Source organism: Kitasatospora sp. NPDC043949, from assembly GCF_056435365.1.
In genome coordinates this window covers 1-15764 of the sequence record NZ_JBWKEQ010000024.1, presented here as the reverse complement: position 1 = coordinate 15764, position 15764 = coordinate 1, and the positions used below count along the sequence as shown (strand labels likewise).

Below are 15764 nucleotides of genomic sequence, written 5' to 3'. Positions count from 1 at the left end.
AACGGCAGCCCGGGTTGCTTCGTCCACGCACCTCGAAGGCGTCAAGCTGGCCGCGAAATCCGTACCCCCGAGGAAAGGCCGGTCGATGGCTCGCGCGCTGATCGTGGTGGATGTGCAGAAGGACTTCTGCGAGGGAGGGAGCGTCCCGGTCGGCGGGGGCGCCGACCGGGCCCGGGCGATCGCCGAGCTGGTCCAGGGCCCGGAGCGGGAGGGCTGGGCGCGGGTGGTCGCGACCCGGGACCACCACATCGACCCGGGCCCGCACTTCTCCGCGCGGCCGGACTTCCGGGAGTCCTTCCCGGTGCACTGCGTGGTCGGCAGCGAGGGCGGCGAGTTCCACCCGTCCTTCGCGCCCGCCGTCGACGCGGGCGCGGTGGACGAGGTGTTCTTCAAGGGCGCGCACTCGGCGTCCAAGAGCGGGTTCGAGGGCTTCGCGGCGGACGGCACCCGGCTCGCCGACTGGCTGCGCGGCCAGGGCGTGGACGCGGTGGACGTGGTCGGGATCGCCACCGACCACTGCGTGAAGGCGACGGCGCTGGACGCCGTGAAGGCCGGGTTCGCGACCAGGGTGCTGCTGGACTACACGGCGGGCGTGGCCACCGACACCACGGTCACCGCCCTCGGCGAACTCCGGCAGGCGGGCGTGGACCTGACGGGCACGCCGGTCGTGCTGGCCGGATGAGGTTTGCGCGAGAAGTCGGCCCGGCCGACTTCTCGCGCAGGTGTGGTTCAGATGTCTCGATGCCCACCCGATCCACGTGTCGCGGGCGGCACTTGAGTGACTGGTTGAGACCGCTTGTGTCGGTCCGTCAGCTGTGGTGTGTGAGATATGTGGTGCAAACACGACCATTTGTGGCGGGTCGCTGTTAGGGTGCCCATCTGAACGCCAACTCTCCATGATGTGAGCGGCATTGGAAGAGAGGGCGTCGACTCCACCTCCGTAGCCGACACCCGAGGAAGCGCGTGAGAGCCGAAGACGTCCCCCTGCTGTTCCAGGAGCTGGCCCGCGAGTTCGCGGACGTGACCGACATGTCAGTGGCGGCGACCGGCTCGTTGGCCCGAGGCGAGCACCGCACCGGGCCCGCCGGCGACATCGTCTCCAACCTCGACCTGATCCACGTCGTGGCCGACGGGGCCGACGTGCCGGAGGTCCGGGCCGTGCTGGGGCGGACGATGCGGCGGATCTCCGACACGTTCCGGATCGAGACGACGTCCGTCATAGCCAGGCTCCCGGCGTTCCGGCTGGCCGGCCACGCCCACTACCGGATCAGCATGCGGCCCGAGTGGTTCTGCGACGGCCTCGGGCTCGGGCCGGAGGCCTTCGACCACTCCGGCCACGACGAGGACGACCCGGGCGAGGCGCTGGCCTGGATGATGCAGCCCGTCCCCTACTACCTGGCCAAGGCGACCATCCTGGACCCGACGACCAACCTCGCCAAGGCCCGCAGGGCGGCGATGCGACTGGCCGACCGGTTCGACCTGGAGGACATCCGCGAGGGCCTCGACGACCTGCCGGGCTCGCTGCGCACCTTGATCGCCAAGCACGACATCACCCCGCTCGAATCCACCGCCCGCTACCTCGCCGCCCCCACCCACCCCGCCATCGCACAGCTCGTCCGCGACGCGGTCTTCGTCGAGGGCATGGGCCTGTCGTCCGCCGACTCGATGGTCGTCATGCTGCCGTCCGCCCCGAACTGACCCGTACCGGAGAACACCGAATGCCCACCCGGCAGCACGTGGAGATCCTGCCCCCGCACCCGTTGCGGGCCGGCTACGACCGGGCCCTGGCGCGCGGGTCGATAGCCGATGCGTTCCAAAGGCGCCTGGAACCCGCCAACTTCACCCCCGGCTACCTCGGCGCCCTGACCGAGCGGGTCGAACAGGCCCTGGGCCAGGACCCGGGGGACGAGGCCATGCGGTGGCGCCTGGCCTTCCTCCTGCTCCAGAACAACGCCACCGCGGCCGGCGTCGAACGGGCCGGGGAACTGCTCGCCGGCTCCACCCTCCCGCAGGCCGTCCGCCTGGCCCGGCTGGTGGCCGGGATCCGCAGCAGGGCCGACCAGCCGCGTACCGGCCGCCGCGTCCGGCGGGTCAACTGGTCGATCAACAACCGCTGTCCGATGTCCTGCCAGGGCTGCTACAACCCGTTCGCGGCGGAGCAGATCGACCTCGACCAGGCCAGGCGGATCGTCGGGAAGCTGGCCGCGCACGGGACCACCGACCTGGTCCTGGCCGGAGGTGACCCGCTGCTGTGGCCGCCGGTCTTCGACGTGGTCGACCACGCCATCGCCAGTGGTCTCAAGGTCGGCCTCGACACCACCGGCTACACGCTCACCGCCGAGAAGCTCTCCCGGCTCCACGGCCTGTCCTCGCTGCGGCTGCCACTGGACGCCGTCACGCCGGAGGTGCAGCGCGCCTTCCGCCGGAGCCCGGACGACAGGCTCCTCGACGCGCTGCTGGAGTCCCTGGCCCTGTGCGACGCCGAGGGCTTCGACCGGGTGCGGGTGCACACCGTGGCGAGTGCCGAGAACCTCCACCAGCTGCCGGAGCTCGCCGCGGAGGTGCTGTCCCACCCGTCGGTCGCCCAGTGGGTGATCTTCCAGTGGTGGGGCCGGCGGGCCTCGCCGGCCACGGTGCGCAGGCTCGGCGTGGCGGTGGAGGAGGTCCGCGCGGTCGTCGACGGGATCCGGCGCGACCACCCCGGCCGGGAGATCCACCTCGCGGAGAGCAGCGAGCGGGAGCTGCTGAACTGGATGATCCAGTCGAGCGGGCAGGTGGTCACCTTCGGGTCGGGCGCGGAGGAGGAGTTCATCCTGGGCAACCTCCTGACCGACGAGGTCGAGGAGATCCTGACCCATCCGATCCTGGACTTCGAGGCCATGGCGCGGGGGATCCCGGTCACCCCGGGAACCGTGTTCGGCGCTCCGGACGCGGTCCTGGGATAACAGAACGGTTTCGGAGCCCACCCTCTCCGCGCCCAGGTCTTGACGGCGCGGGGAGGGTGGGCGTTTGCTGTGACCCGCTCGTTCGAACCTGTTTGGTTCTGGTTTGTTTTGTGTATTTGAACGTTCAAAACCCTTCAAGCTCCCTCCCCTTGCCTCGCCCTTCCTGCCTCAAACCCTTCCTCGCCACCCCTCAGAGAGGAATGCAATGTCACACCTTTCCCGTCGTGATCTGCTCCGAGCCTCAGGAGCGGGCCTGCTGGCCCTGACCGCCGGCGGCACGCTCGCAGCCTGCGGCGACTCCGGCTCCGGGGGCGCCTCGGGCGGGGACGCCGACACCGGCAACATCACCGTCTGGTCCTGGGCCACGGCCGCCGAAGCCCTGCGCGGGATCGTCCCGGCCTTCCAGAAGGACAACCCGGGGATCACGGTCGACGTCCAGGACATCGGCGAACCGGCCATCTGGGACAAGATCACCGTCGGCCTGGCGGCCGGCGGCCAAGGCCTCGGCGACGTGCTGCACATCGGCTGCGACTACCTGCCCGGATACCAGGAGAAGTTCCCCGGCGGCCTGGCCGACCTCTCCGCGCTCGGCGCCGACGCGCACAAGGACAAGTTCGCCAAGGGCCTGTGGCCCGTCGTCAGCGGCAAGGACGGCCACGCCTACGCACTGCCCTGGGAGGTCAACCCGCTCGGCTTCTTCTACCGCAAGGACTACTTCGACAAGGCGGGCATCGACCCCGAGTCCTTCGCCACCTGGGACGACCTGCTCGCCGTGGCCGACCGTTTCAAGGCCGCCAACCCCGGCGTCGCCCTGATCGGCATCAACAGGGCCGCCAACCCCACCCCCGACCTGGACTTCGTCCAGGCCCTGATGCAGCTCCAGGGCGCCTTCTACTTCGACCTCCAGGGCAAGATCACCGTCGGCTCGGAGGCGGCCGTGCGCGCCCTGACCATCGTCAAGCGGCTGGACGAGGCCGGGCTGATCGGCGACACCCCCGGCGTCCAGAGCTGGCCGCCCGTGATGAAGGCCGGCAAGCTCGCGGTGGCCGCGATGCCCGCCTGGGTCGCGCACTACCTGGAGAAGAAGATCCCCGACCAGAGCGGCAACTGGCGTCTCACCAAGCCCCCGGCGGTCACCCCCGGCGGCAAGCGCACCGCCCTGGTCAACTCCACCCACCTGGCCGTCGCCGCCTCCAGCCCGCGCCGCCGCGCCGCCTGGAAGTTCGTCGAGTACACGGTCACCCGCCCGGCCTCGGTGAACGCCATGTTCAACGCGGGCGGCGTCTTCCCGGCCCTCACCGAGGCCTACGCCGACCCGCTGTACGCCGCGCCGAGCGCCTACTACGGCGGGCAGCCGGTGCTCAGGACCTTCGCCGACCTCGCCACCGAGGGCGGCTACCCCACCAACTACTCCGGTGACTACGCCCGCGCCCTCAAGCTCGTCAGCGACGCCCAGGTCAAGGTCCTCCTCAAGGGCGCCGACCCGGCCGCCGTCCTCCAGGACGCCGCCAAGCAGCTCGCCCAGCAGACCGGGCGCGGTATCGCATGAGTGCCGCCAGCCCGCCCGCCGCCCTCTCCAGGAGGTCCGCAGCGCGGCGCCGGTCCCGCCGGCGGCGCGCCGCCGTACCGTACCTGCTGCTCGCGCCCGCCCTGCTGACCTTCGGCGTGTTCAAGGCCTACCCGGTCGTCGAGTCGCTGCTGCTCTCCTTCACCACCGGCTCCGGCGCCGCCACCCGCGACGCAGGCCTCGCCAACTACCGGCGCCTGCTGGACGACCCGCTGTTCTGGACGGCCCTGTCCAACACCGGCGAGATCCTCGTCATGCAGGTCCCGCTGATGCTCGGACTGGCCCTGCTGATGGCCGTCGGCATCAACTCCGCGGTGGTGCGCTGGCGCACGGTGTGGCGCCTCGGCGTCTTCATGCCCTCGGTCACCGGCCTGGTCGCCACCGGCGTGATCTTCGCCTACCTGCTCAAGACCGACGACGGTGCGGTCAACTGGGTGCTGAACGCCGTCGGCCTGCCCTCCGTCGACTGGCTGGGCCAGCCCGTCTGGGCCCGGGCGGCCGTCGTCGTGGTGCTCACCTGGCACTACACCGGATACAACGCCGTCATCTACCTCGCCGGACTCCAGTCCATTCCTAGGGAGTTGTACGAGGCCGCGATGGTCGACGGCGCCGGACCGATCCGCCGCTTCACCTCCGTCACCGTCCCCGCGCTGCGCCCGGTGCTGCTGTTCACGGTCGTGCTCTCGACCATCGGAACGCTCCAGCTCTTCGACGAGCCGTACGTACTGACCGGCGGCGGGCCGGACAACGCCACCCTGACCGTCTCCATGTACCTGTACCAGAACGGCTTCCGGTACTACGACTTCGGCTACGCCTCCGCCGTCGCCTACGCGCTCACCCTGCTCGTGACGGTGCTCGGCGCCGTCCAGATGCGCCTGATGGGAGAGCGCGACAAGTGACCTCCCAAAGCGATACCTCCCAAAGCGATACCTCCAAGAGCGATACCCCCCAGAGCGAGGCCTCCGAGCGCGTGAACCCCCTCAAGAAGCTGCGCGGCTGGCCGCTGACCTTCCTCCTCGCCGGCATCACCGGGCTGTCGATCGCCCCCTTCTACTGGCTGGTGGTCTCCGCCACCCGCAAGGACACCGAGGTCTTCGACTGGCCGCCCAAGCTGCTGCCCGGCGGGAGCCTCGGCGAGAACCTGAGCCACCTGGAGCAGAAGATCGGCCTGCTCAGGGTCGTCGGGAACTCCCTGCTGGTGGCGGGGGTCCAGACGCTGGGCGCCCTCGTGGTGGCGCTGCTCGCGGGCTACGCCTTCGCCAAGTTCCGCTTCCGCGCCCGGACCCTGCTGTTCGCCCTGCTGTTCTCCACCCTCGTGGTGCCCGAACAGGTCATGCTGGTACCGCTGTTCAAGATGATGACGAACTTCGGCCTGCTGGACACCTACCAGGCGCTGATCCTGCCCGGCCTGTGCGTGCCCTTCGCCATCTTCCTGATGCGGCAGTCACTGAGCAGCCTGCCGGACGAACTCCTGGACGCCGCCCGGGTCGACGGCGCGGGCGAGTTCCGGGTGCTGTTCAGCGTGGTGGTACCGGTCATGAGGCCCGTGCTGGCAGCCCTCTCGATCTTCCTCTTCCTCGGCTCCTGGAACCAGTTCGTCTGGCCGCTGATCGCTCTGCGCAGTCCCGGGATGCACACCCTGCCGGTCGCCCTCGCGACCCTGCACGGCAACAAGAGCAACACCGACTACGGCGCGATCCTCTCCGGCACCGCGCTGTCCACCCTGCCGATGATGGTCCTCTTCCTGGTCCTCCAGCGGCAGTTCATCTCCGGCCTGCTGGCCGGCGCCACGAAGGGCTGAACATGACCGAGATCTGGGAACCGCACGCCCCCGCCGTCGCCGGCGGCCTGCGTCCGCTCTACGCAGAGGGCCTGGACCTGCGGGTCAGCGGGAACGCGAGCGCCCGCGGGGCGGGTGACGGAATCGTCGAGGTGACCGCCGAAGGGACGGGCGACGTCCGGATCGAGTGGCGGGTGCCGTGCGTGGACGCCACCGCGTTCTGGACGCCCGAGCCGCGCGGCACCGGCTGGCTGCCCGCCGCGTGGAGCGCTCCGCGCCGCACCAGCCTGGCCAACGGCGCCCCGATCGCCGCCCTGATCGGCACCGGCGACATCGCCATCTGCGCCTTCGCGGCCGAGCGCGCCGACGTCCTGGCCGGCGCCGGAGTGCTGGAGGAGACCGGGGAGTTCCGGTTCTGGGCGCAGGCCGCCGGCCGGCTGACCGTCCGCATCGACACATCCCGCCGGCACTTCGCCCGCTGCCTGGCCGGCCTCGCCGCCTGGTGGTGGACCGACCGCGAGGCCGACATCCCCGAGGCCGCGCGCCGCCCCGCGTACTCCACCTGGTACTCGATGCACCAGGACGTCACGCCCAAGGGCGTCGAGACCCAGGCCGCGCTCGGCAAGGAGCTCGGCATGGACGTCATCATCGTCGACGACGGCTGGATGACCGCCGACCGCACCCGCGGCTACGCGCACTGCGGGGACTGGGAGCCGGTCTCGCTGCCCGACACCGCCGCCCACGTCCAGCGCGTCCACGACCTCGGCGTGCAGTACCTGCTCTGGTACGCGCTGCCGTTCATCGGCAAGGACAGCGCAGCCTTCGAGGCGATCGGCCGCTACGCGCTCGCCGACGCCGCCCACATGGGCGCGGTCGTCGCCGACCCGCGCTACCCCGAGGTCCGCGAGTTCCTGACCGGCCGGCTCGCCCGCGCCGTCGAGGAGTGGGGCATGGACGGACTGAAGGTCGACTTCGTCGACTGGTTCGCCCGCGCCGACGCGCCGGAGGCCGGGCCCGAGGCCGACTGCGCCACCGTGGACGAGGGCGTCGAGCGGCTGCTCGCCGCCATCCGCCGCCGGATCACCGCGGTCAAGCCGGGGGCGATGATCGAGCACCGCCAGCCGTACGTCAGCCCCGGCCTGTGGCCGTACGTCACCATGGTCCGCGCCACCGACTGCCCGCTCAGCCCGCAGGAGAACCGGCAGCGCACCATCGACGTGCGGCTCGCCGCCGGGCCCGTCCCGGTCCACGCCGACATGCTGATGTGGCACCCGGCCGAGCCGCCCGAGCAGATCGCCTGCCACCTGATCAACGTGCTGTTCTCGGTGCCGCAGGTCTCCGTCGACCTCGCGGCGCAGAGCCCCGGGCAGCGCGAGGCGATCGCCTTCTGGCTCGGCGTCTTCCGCGAGCACGTCGCCACCCTGCAGCTCGGCGAGCTGCGCCCGGCCCGGCCGGACCTCGGCTACCCGATGGTCACCGCCGTCGGCGGCGGCACCGTCGCGGTGGCCCGCTACGCCGCGCTGCCGGTGGACGTCTCCGGCGCGGACTGGCGCACCCTGCTGGTCGCCAACGCCGACGCCGACCCGGACGTCCGGCTCACCGGCGGCGGCGGGACGGCCGAGGCCACCGTGCAGGACGCCCGAGGGCGTATCGTCCGGCAGGGCGAGGTCGAGCTCGACCGGGCGGGCGGCATCACCGTGCCGCGCGGTGGGCTGCTGACCCTGCGCCGTCCGTAGAACCGAGCAGTGGAACCGAGCACCCGTCAGACCCGAGCAGCCGTCCTGGAGCCTCCGATGCCCGAGGGAACACCCCGACCGCGCCGCGGCGCCACCACCATCGAGGAGGTGGCCCGCGCGGCCGGGGTGTCCCGGCAGACCGTCTCCAACGCGCTCAACGCCCCCCAGCGGGTCCGCCCGGACACGCTGGCCCGGGTGACCGCGGCGATCCGCGAACTCGGCTACCAGCCCGACCAGTCGGCGCGTTCGCTGCGCAGCGGCGCCCGGCGCACCCTCGGCTACCTCGCCCCGGTGGACGACCCGTTCGACCCCAACCCGCTGATGGCCGGCTTCCTGGAGGCGCTGGTCGACGCGGCGGGGGCGCAGGGGCAGCGGGTGCTGCTGTTCCGTCCGGGGCAGGGTGCGGCCGAGAGCGGGGTCCAGCGGGCGGCCGGCCCGCTGGCGGCCATCGACGAACTGGTGGCGGCCCGTCAGGTCGACGGGCTGGTGCTGGCGGACGTGCTGGGCGATGACCCCCGGATCGGGCACGTCGTCCGGGCCGGCCTCCCGTTCGTCGCCTTCGGACGGACGGGCCCGGGGCAGCCCCAGCACTGGGTCGACATCGCCAACGACACGGCGATGGCCGTGGTGGTGCGGCATCTGGCGGGGCTCGGCCACCGCCGGATCGGGTACGTCGGCCGCGCCGAGGACCTGCCGTGGATGGCCGCCCGGCGGGCGGGCTTCCTCGCCGAGGCGGCCCGGCTGGGCCTGTCCGCGGTGACGGCGGCGCGGCCGGACGTCGCGGCCGTGCGGGAGCTGCTGCGCGGGCCCGAGCGGCCGACGGCCTTCGCGGCGGGCAGCGACCTGCTGGCGCTGGACGTCTACGAGGCGGTCCGGGCGGAGGGATCGGCGGTCGGGCCGGCGGGGGTGGCGGTCACCGGTTTCCACGACACGCCGCTCTGCCGCCACCTGCACCCCGCGCTGACCTCGGTGCGGCTCCCGCTGCGGGCGATCGCCGCCGCCCTGGTGGAGCGGCTGCTCGGCCAGGTGCGCGGGGAGGCGCCGCCGGCGGGCGGTCTTGAGCTGGCCGCCGAGCTGGTGGTGCGGGCGAGTTCCCGGACGGGTCCTTAGGGGGCCCGTCAGGCCTGGGGGTCCTGCTCCCCGGTCGGAGCGACGATCAGCTCGCCCACCAACTGGGCTGCCGCCGACCGGTGTTCGGCCGCCAGTGCGTCGTCGGTCACCAGCACGTCCAGTTGCTCCAGTGCGGCGAAGGAGGCCAGGCCGACCGCGTTCCACTTGGTGTGGTCGGCCACCACGACGACCCGGCGGGCGGACTGGAGGAAGGTCCGGTTGGTCTCCGCCTCGGCCAGGTTCGGGGTGGTCAGCCCGGTCTCGGCCGAGAGGCCGTGGCAGCCCATGACCAGCACGTTGACGTGCAGCGAGCGGATCGCCTGGTCGGCGACCGGCCCGACCAGCGCGTCGGAGGGCGTGCGGACGCCGCCGGTGCGGATCACCGTCGCGGTGGCGGGGGTGCCGTCCTCGTCGGGTTCCTCCAGCAGCTCCGCGATCCGCAGCGAGTTGGTGACGACGGTGAGGCCCTCGACGGCGCGCAGCTGCCGGGCGACCGCGAAGGTGGTCGTCCCGGCGGCCAGCCCGACCGCCGAGCCGGGCGGCACCAGGGCGGCGGCGGCCCGGGCGATGGCCTCCTTGGCGGGGAGCTGCCAGTTGGCCTTGGTCTCGAACCCGGGCTCGCCGCTGGCCGCCGCCTCCGTCCGCACCGCCCCGCCGTGCACCTTGTGCACCAGGCCGCGGCGGGCCAGCGCGTCCAGGTCGCGGCGGATGGTCATGTCGGACACCCCGAGGTCCCGGACCAGTTCGGTCACCCGGACGCCGCCGCGCGCGCGGACCCGCTCCAGGATCAGCACGCGGCGCTGTCCGGCGAGCGGTTGGGCGCTGTCAGCCATCGGGGGGCTCCTCGGGTCGGTGTGGTCGGCGTGACCGTTCGGCCGGCCGTCCGTCCAGCCGTCCGTTCGACTGGCCGCCCGGCGGGCCACGGTCACCGCCATCATGGCAGGCGCGGGCCTCTTCCGGACAGCCGGGCTTGATGGATAATGTTGGATATTGTTGTTTCGTGTCGGATAGAGGGAAGAAGGCCATGGCCGGGACCCTGACCCAGCCCACCGCCAAGACCGCGACCACACTCGCGGACGGGCGACAGCTGATCTACTACGACAGCGGCGAGGCCGTCCCCCGGGACGCCGTCGACCGGCGCCCGCTCGACCCGCCCGCCCACGGCTCCGAGGTCCGGCTCGACCCGGCCACCGGAGCCTGGGTCACCGTCGCCGCGCACCGCCAGGCCCGCACCTACCAGCCCCCCGCCGAGGAGTGCCCGCTCTGCCCCTCCCGGGACGGCCGGCACAGCGAGATCCCCGCCGACAACTACCAGGTGGCCGTCTTCGAGAACCGCTTCCCCTCGCTGGCCGGCCCCCCGGCGGCGCTGGAAGGCGTCGGCGGACCGCGGGTCAGCGGCCCCGGCGCCGGGCGCTGCGAGGTGGTCTGCTTCACCGCAGACCACGACGCCTCCTTCGCCGACCTCGACGAGCGGCGGGCCCGCCTCGTCCTCGACGCCTGGACCGACCGCACCGCCGAACTCGCCGCCCTCCCCGGCGTCCGGCAGGTCTACTGCTTCGAGAACCGGGGTGCCGAGATCGGCGTCACCCTCGCCCACCCGCACGGCCAGATCTACGCCTTCCCCTTCACCACCCCGCGCACCGCCCGGATGGCCGCGCGCGCGGCCGAACACCGCGCCGCCACCGGCCGCAGCCTCTTCGACGACCTGCTCGCCGCCGAACGCGCCGACGGCGCCCGGGTGGTGCTCGCCGGAGAGCACTGGACGGCCTTCGTCCCCTTCGCCGCCCGCTGGCCGTACGAGGTGCACCTCTACCCGCACCGCCGGGTCGCCGACCTGACCGGCCTCGACGAGCCGCAGCGCGCCGAATTCCCGCGCCTCTACCTGGAGTTGCTGCGCCGCTTCGACCGCCTCTTCGGCGCCGGTCGCACCCCGTACATCTCCGCCTGGCACCAGGCGCCCGCCGGCCAGGAGCACGAACTCGCCCTCCACCTGGAGCTGTTCACCATCCGGCGCGCGGCCGACAAGCTCAAGTTCCTGGCCGGGGTGGAATCCGGCATGGACGCCTTCGTCAACGACGTCACCCCCGAGGACGCGGCCCGCCGGCTGCGGGAGGTAGCCCTGTGACCACGCCCGTGCACACGCCCGTGACCACGCCCGTGGAGACTCCTGTGAACACCCTCGCGACCTCCTTCGAAGAGCTCCACGGCCACGCCCCCGAGGGGGAGTGGGCCGCCCCCGGCCGGGTCAACCTGATCGGCGAGCACACCGACTACAACCTCGGGTTCGTGCTGCCGATCGCCCTCCCGCAGGCCGTCCGCGCCCAGGCCCGGCGCCGCGACGACGGCCGGCTGCGGCTCTGGTCCGCCCAGGGCGACGGGGTGGTCGCCGACCTGGCCGTCGCGGACCTGGCCCCGGGCTCGGTGCCCGGCTGGGCGGCCTTCCCGGCCGCCGTGGTGTGGGCGCTGCGCGAGGCCGGGCACCCCGTCGGCGGTGCCGAGTTCCGACTGGAGAGCGACGTGCCCGGTGGTGCCGGGCTGTCCTCCTCGGCCGCCCTGGAATGCGTCGTCGCGATCGCGTACAACGACCTGTACGGGCTGGGCCTGTCCGCACCCGACCTCGCCCTGATCGCACAGCGGGCCGAGAACGACTTCGTCGGCGTCCCCTGCGGGATCATGGACCAGATGGCCTCGATGTGCTGCCGCCCGGGCGCCGCCCTGCACCTCGACAGCCGGGACCTGGCGATGCGGCAGGTGCCGCTGGACCTCGCCGGTTCCGGCCTCGCCCTGCTGGTCCTCGACACCCGGGTCAAGCACGACCTCGGCGACGGTGCCTACGCCGCCCTGCGGGCCGGCTGCGAGCGGGCGGCCGCGCTGCTCGGACTGCCCGCGCTGCGCGAGCTGACGCCCGCCGCCCTGCCGGCCGCCCTGCCCCGACTCCCCGAGGAGCTGAGGCCGTTGGTGCGCCACGTGGTCACCGAGAACGAGCGCGTCACGGCCGCCGTCGCCCACCTGGACGCCGGCCGGTCCGCCGCGCTCGGCCCGATCCTCACCGCCGGCCACGCCTCGCTGCGCGACGACTACCGGGTCTCCTGCCCCGAGACCGACCTCGCCGTCGAGGCCGCCCTCGCCGCCGGCGCCCACGGCGCGCGGATGACCGGCGGCGGCTTCGGCGGCTCGGTGATCGCCCTCGTCGACGCACCGGCCGCCGACACCGTCGCCGCCGCCGTCACCACCGCGTTCCGCGCGGCCGGCTACGCCGCCCCGCGCACCCTCACGGCCGTCCCGGCCGAGGGGGCCCGCCGCACGGGCTGACCGGGCCCGTCGGGGTCGGCGCGGGGAGCACGCCTTCCCGGGGTCACGCCTTGTGGTCCGCCGGGCGCTCCGGAGACGCCTCCGCGAGCGCCCGGGTGACCGCCTCCACCCCGGCGCGCAGCCCGTACACCGGCGTGCCCGGCTGCTGGCGCCAGGACTCGTCGATCCCGCCCGCGTCCACCGTGTCGAAGCCCAACTCGTCGATCAGCGCCCGCACCACGTGCTTGGCCGCCTCGTCGTCCGCCGCCACCGGCAGGGCGATCCGCTCCGGGTCGCCCTCCGGCCGCGGCCGCTCCAGCAGGTCCTGCGCGTAGGTGCCGTTGAACGCCTTCACCACGGGGTGGCCGAGGTGCCGCTCCGTCCACCGGCTCTCGGTCAGCCCGTCGTCCTCGATCTCGTCGATCCGGCCGTCGCGCTGCTGCGGGTAGTAGTTGCCGGTGTCGATCACCGCCGCGCCCTCGGCCGCGCCGTCCAGCAGCCCGGCCGGCAGGTCCGGCACGTTCTTCAGCGGCACCGTCACCACCACGACCTGCGCTCCGCGCGCCGCCTCGGTGGCAGGCACGGCCGTCGCGCCCGTCTCCTCGGCCAGGGCGGCCAGCGACTGTGGACCGCGCGAGTTGGCCACCGAGACGTCGTGCCCGAGCGCCGTCAGCCGTCGGGTCAGGTTGCCGCCGATGTTGCCCGCACCGATGATGCCGATCTTCATGTCAGACCCCTGTTCGCGAGTGTCACACGCTTGTCGTCCTGCCCCAACCACCCGGTGGCGCCGTCGATTCCCGGTGCAGGGTGGTTCTTCCGGACCCAGGGTCGGGCCGGGCCTGGTCCCGGCTCCACGGCCGTCGGGAGAGTGGCTGCCATGACCGACAACGCCCCGTCCGACAACGCCATGACCCGGGATCCCGCCGACCCCCGGGAATTCGCCGACCGCACCGTCCTGATCACCGGCGGCACCAGCGGCATGGGCCTCGCCACCGCCCGCCGCCTCCTCGCCGCCGGCGCCCGGGTGGTCATCACCGGCCGTGACGACGCCCGGCTCGCCCGCGCCGCCGAACGGCTCGACGGCGGTGACCGGCTGCTCGCCGTCCGCGCCGACGTCACCGCCCGGGCCGACCTCGCCCGGCTCGCCGCCACCGTCCGGGAGCGCCACGGCGCGCTCGACGGCGTCTTCGCCAACGCGGGCGTCGGCGTCTTCCAGCCCGCCGCCGACGTCACCGAGGACGACTTCGACCACACCGTCGACATCAACTTCAAGGGCGTGTTCTTCACCGTCCAGCACGCCCTGCCCCTGCTGGAGGCGGCCGGCGGCGGCTCCATCGTGCTCAACGCCTCCTGGACCCCGCACCGCGGCCTGCCCGACGCCCCCGTCTACGCCGCGACCAAGGCGGCCGTCCTCAGCCTCGCCCGCACCCTCGGCAGCGGCCTCGCCGCGCGCGGCATCCGGGTCAACTCCGTCAGCCCCGGCTACATCGCCACCGAGATGTTCCACGCGGTGATCCCCGACCCGGCCGCTCACGAGCCGATCCGCGCGCGCATCCCGCTCGGCCGCCTGGGCCGGGCCGAGGACGTCGCCGAAACCGTCGCCTTCCTGCTCTCCGACCGGTCCTCCTACATCACGTCCCAGGACATCGTCATCGACGGCGGCCTGGTGCCCGCCGTCCAGGCCGTCGCGGGCTGACGTCCGGTTGATCCCCGGCTGCCCCCGGCCGCGCCCCGCTACCGCCTGCCCCCGGCCGCGCCCCGGTGCCGGCCGTGCCTGGTCCTGGCAGGGCCAGGCACGGCCGGCCGCCTCCGGGTGAGAATCATCCCCATGAACCCGACCAGTGCCCTGAGCGAGTTCCTCCGCACCCGCCGCGCCCAGCTGCGGCCCGAGGACGTCGACCTGCCCGACTACGGCGGACGCCGCCGGGTCGCGGGGCTGCGCCGCGAGGAGCTCGCCCACCTCGCCGGGGTCAGCGTCGACTACTACACCCGCCTCGAACAGGGCCGCGTCGGCAACCCCTCCGAAGCCGTCCTCGACGCCGTCGCCCGCGCCCTGCAACTCGCCCCCGACGAGTCCGGCCACCTCCACCGCCTCGCCCGCCCCACCCGCCGCGCGCCCCGCCGCCGCACCGCCCCGCAGCAGCCCCGCCCCTCCCTGCTGCGCCTGCTCGACCAGCTCGACCACGTCCCGGCGCTGGTGATGGGCCACCGGATGGACGTCCTGGCCTGGAACCGTGCGGCCGTCGCGCTGTTCGGCGACTACGGCGCCCTGCCGGTCGAGGACCGCAACATCGCCCGCGGCACCTTCCTCGACCCGGCCTCGCGCGAGCTCTACGGCGACTGGACGGCCTGCGCCCGCGAGAACGTCGCCTTCCTCCACCTGGAGGCGGGCCGCCGTCCCCACGACCCCCTCCTCGCCGAACTCGTCGGCCAACTCTGCGTCCACAGCGAGGAGTTCCGTCACCTCTGGGCCGAACACCCGGTCGCCGACAAGACCTCCGGCCGCAAGCTCTTCCACCACCCCATCGCCGGCCCCCTCGACCTCGCCTACGACACGCTCCGCCCCGCCGACGACCCCGACCAGGCCCTCGTCACCTACACCGCCGACCCGCACACCCCGTCGGACGACGCCCTGCGCCTCCTGCTCTCCTGGTCGGCGTCGGCGACCCGCTGAGCGGCCCGCTCCAACGGCCGTCTGCCCGGACGGCACGAGATCCTGGGCACAAAAAGGCCGGTCGTAGGCCCTCGCGGGGGTCGAGGGCCTACGACCGGGGTTCAGGGGGGTGTTAGTCGAGGTCGTCGCCGAAGTCGGGGCGGATGCCCTTGGCGAACTGGATCTCGTCGTTGCTGGTGCCGGCCGCGACCATCGGCCAGACCATGGCGTCCTGGTGGACGATGAAGTCGATGACGACCGGGCGGTCGTTGATCTCCATGGCCTGCTTGATGACGGCGTCCAGGTCCTCGGGGCGCTCGCAGCGCAGGCCGACGCAGCCCATCGCCTCGGACAGGAGCACGAAGTCGGGGATCCGGGTGCCCTGGGCCGGGGGCGCGATGCCGTCGTGGTCGGGGCCGGCGTGCAGCACGGTGTTGGAGTAGCGCTGGTTGTAGAACAGCGTCTGCCACTGGCGGACCATGCCGAGCGAGCCGTTGTTGATGACCGCGACCTTGATCGGGATGTCGTTCAGGGCGCAGGTGGCCAGTTCCTGGTTGGTCATCTGGAAGCAGCCGTCGCCGTCGATGGCCCAGACCGGGGTGTCCGGTCGGCCGGCCTTGGCGCCCATCGCGGCCGGGACGGCGTAGCCCATGGTGCCCGCGCCGCCCGAGTTGAGCCAGGT

Annotated in this window: 15 protein-coding genes; 12 read left to right on the top strand and 3 right to left on the bottom strand. The window is 73.2% G+C overall.

All coding sequences use genetic code 11. From position 1 onward, the window contains the following. The first annotated feature begins 85 nt into the window (after window positions 1-85). From AC07AL_RS20695 to AC07AL_RS20660, 8 genes are all read left to right on the top strand, one after another. Window positions 86-682, top strand: a complete 597-nt coding sequence (locus AC07AL_RS20695; RefSeq protein WP_363626198.1) for an isochorismatase family protein — start codon at window positions 86-88, stop codon at window positions 680-682. A gap of 281 nt (window positions 683-963) precedes the next feature. Next, window positions 964-1698 (top strand): hypothetical protein, encoded by a 735-nt coding sequence (locus AC07AL_RS20690; RefSeq protein ID WP_400989651.1) that lies wholly within the window; start codon window positions 964-966, stop codon window positions 1696-1698. Between the two features lie 20 nt (window positions 1699-1718). After that, a complete protein-coding gene (locus AC07AL_RS20685; protein WP_363579916.1) occupies window positions 1719-2945 on the top strand; it encodes a radical SAM protein in 1227 nt (408 codons plus the stop codon). Between the two features lie 205 nt (window positions 2946-3150). Then, a complete protein-coding gene (locus AC07AL_RS20680) occupies window positions 3151-4494 on the top strand; it encodes an ABC transporter substrate-binding protein (protein ID WP_400803365.1) in 1344 nt (447 codons plus the stop codon). Further along, window positions 4491-5411 (top strand): carbohydrate ABC transporter permease, encoded by a 921-nt coding sequence (locus tag AC07AL_RS20675; protein ID WP_363579918.1) that lies wholly within the window; start codon window positions 4491-4493, stop codon window positions 5409-5411. Before AC07AL_RS20680 ends, AC07AL_RS20675 begins: the two co-directional genes overlap by 4 nt. A gap of 71 nt (window positions 5412-5482) precedes the next feature. Continuing rightward, window positions 5483-6313 carry a carbohydrate ABC transporter permease gene (locus AC07AL_RS20670; RefSeq protein ID WP_478317914.1) on the top strand — a complete coding sequence of 277 codons (831 nt, stop codon included), beginning with the start codon at window positions 5483-5485 and terminating at the stop codon, window positions 6311-6313. Window positions 6314-6315: 2 nt separating this feature from the next. Next, complete coding sequence (locus AC07AL_RS20665; RefSeq protein WP_478317913.1) at window positions 6316-8028, top strand: glycoside hydrolase family 36 protein; 1713 nt, start codon at window positions 6316-6318, stop codon at window positions 8026-8028. 57 nt (window positions 8029-8085) lie between these two features. Continuing rightward, window positions 8086-9138 carry a LacI family DNA-binding transcriptional regulator gene (locus AC07AL_RS20660; RefSeq protein ID WP_363632722.1) on the top strand — a complete coding sequence of 351 codons (1053 nt, stop codon included), beginning with the start codon at window positions 8086-8088 and terminating at the stop codon, window positions 9136-9138. An 8-nt stretch (window positions 9139-9146) separates the two neighbouring features. Here the strand turns inward: AC07AL_RS20660 and AC07AL_RS20655 are convergent, their stop codons facing one another. Then, on the bottom strand, window positions 9147-9971 hold the full coding sequence (locus tag AC07AL_RS20655) for a DeoR/GlpR family DNA-binding transcription regulator (RefSeq protein ID WP_478317912.1): 825 nt from the start codon (window positions 9969-9971) through the stop codon (window positions 9147-9149). 191 nt (window positions 9972-10162) lie between these two features. Here AC07AL_RS20655 and galT point away from each other — a divergent pair, with 191 nt between their 5' ends. Further along, complete coding sequence (gene galT / locus AC07AL_RS20650; protein WP_400803358.1) at window positions 10163-11263, top strand: galactose-1-phosphate uridylyltransferase; 1101 nt, start codon at window positions 10163-10165, stop codon at window positions 11261-11263. A 44-nt stretch (window positions 11264-11307) separates the two neighbouring features. Then, window positions 11308-12450 (top strand): galactokinase, encoded by a 1143-nt coding sequence (gene galK, locus AC07AL_RS20645; RefSeq protein ID WP_478317911.1) that lies wholly within the window; start codon window positions 11308-11310, stop codon window positions 12448-12450. A 43-nt stretch (window positions 12451-12493) separates the two neighbouring features. On the opposite strand, the gene AC07AL_RS20640 is transcribed toward galK, so the two are convergent. Further along, on the bottom strand, window positions 12494-13207 hold the full coding sequence (locus AC07AL_RS20640; protein ID WP_400989656.1) for an NADPH-dependent F420 reductase: 714 nt from the start codon (window positions 13205-13207) through the stop codon (window positions 12494-12496). A gap of 99 nt (window positions 13208-13306) precedes the next feature. Between AC07AL_RS20640 and AC07AL_RS20635 the strand changes: the two genes are divergently transcribed. Together AC07AL_RS20635 and AC07AL_RS20630 are read left to right on the top strand one after the other, a co-directional pair. Beyond that, complete coding sequence (locus AC07AL_RS20635; protein ID WP_478317910.1) at window positions 13307-14125, top strand: SDR family NAD(P)-dependent oxidoreductase; 819 nt, start codon at window positions 13307-13309, stop codon at window positions 14123-14125. A gap of 132 nt (window positions 14126-14257) precedes the next feature. Then, a complete protein-coding gene (locus AC07AL_RS20630; protein WP_371516081.1) occupies window positions 14258-15103 on the top strand; it encodes a helix-turn-helix domain-containing protein in 846 nt (281 codons plus the stop codon). Window positions 15104-15215: 112 nt separating this feature from the next. Here the strand turns inward: AC07AL_RS20630 and AC07AL_RS20625 are convergent. Beyond that, window positions 15216-15764: thiamine pyrophosphate-dependent enzyme (locus AC07AL_RS20625; RefSeq protein WP_478317909.1), on the bottom strand; the 549-nt coding region annotated here is incomplete at its 5' end.

What these genes read in the sequence shown, in the direction of transcription:
- AC07AL_RS20695 (WP_363626198.1), top strand. Translation starts at nt 86, where the DNA reads ATGGCTCGCGCGCTGATCGTGGTGGATGTGCAGAAGGACTTCTGCGAG.
- AC07AL_RS20685 (WP_363579916.1), top strand. Translation starts at nt 1,719, where the DNA reads ATGCCCACCCGGCAGCACGTGGAGATCCTGCCCCCGCACCCGTTGCGG.
- AC07AL_RS20680 (WP_400803365.1), top strand. Translation starts at nt 3,151, where the DNA reads ATGTCACACCTTTCCCGTCGTGATCTGCTCCGAGCCTCAGGAGCGGGC.
- AC07AL_RS20675 (WP_363579918.1), top strand. Translation starts at nt 4,491, where the DNA reads ATGAGTGCCGCCAGCCCGCCCGCCGCCCTCTCCAGGAGGTCCGCAGCG.
- AC07AL_RS20665 (WP_478317913.1), top strand. Translation starts at nt 6,316, where the DNA reads ATGACCGAGATCTGGGAACCGCACGCCCCCGCCGTCGCCGGCGGCCTG.
- AC07AL_RS20660 (WP_363632722.1), top strand. Translation starts at nt 8,086, where the DNA reads ATGCCCGAGGGAACACCCCGACCGCGCCGCGGCGCCACCACCATCGAG.
- AC07AL_RS20655 (WP_478317912.1), bottom strand. Translation starts at nt 9,971, where the DNA reads ATGGCTGACAGCGCCCAACCGCTCGCCGGACAGCGCCGCGTGCTGATC.
- galT (WP_400803358.1), top strand. Translation starts at nt 10,163, where the DNA reads ATGGCCGGGACCCTGACCCAGCCCACCGCCAAGACCGCGACCACACTC.
- AC07AL_RS20635 (WP_478317910.1), top strand. Translation starts at nt 13,307, where the DNA reads ATGACCGACAACGCCCCGTCCGACAACGCCATGACCCGGGATCCCGCC.
- AC07AL_RS20630 (WP_371516081.1), top strand. Translation starts at nt 14,258, where the DNA reads ATGAACCCGACCAGTGCCCTGAGCGAGTTCCTCCGCACCCGCCGCGCC.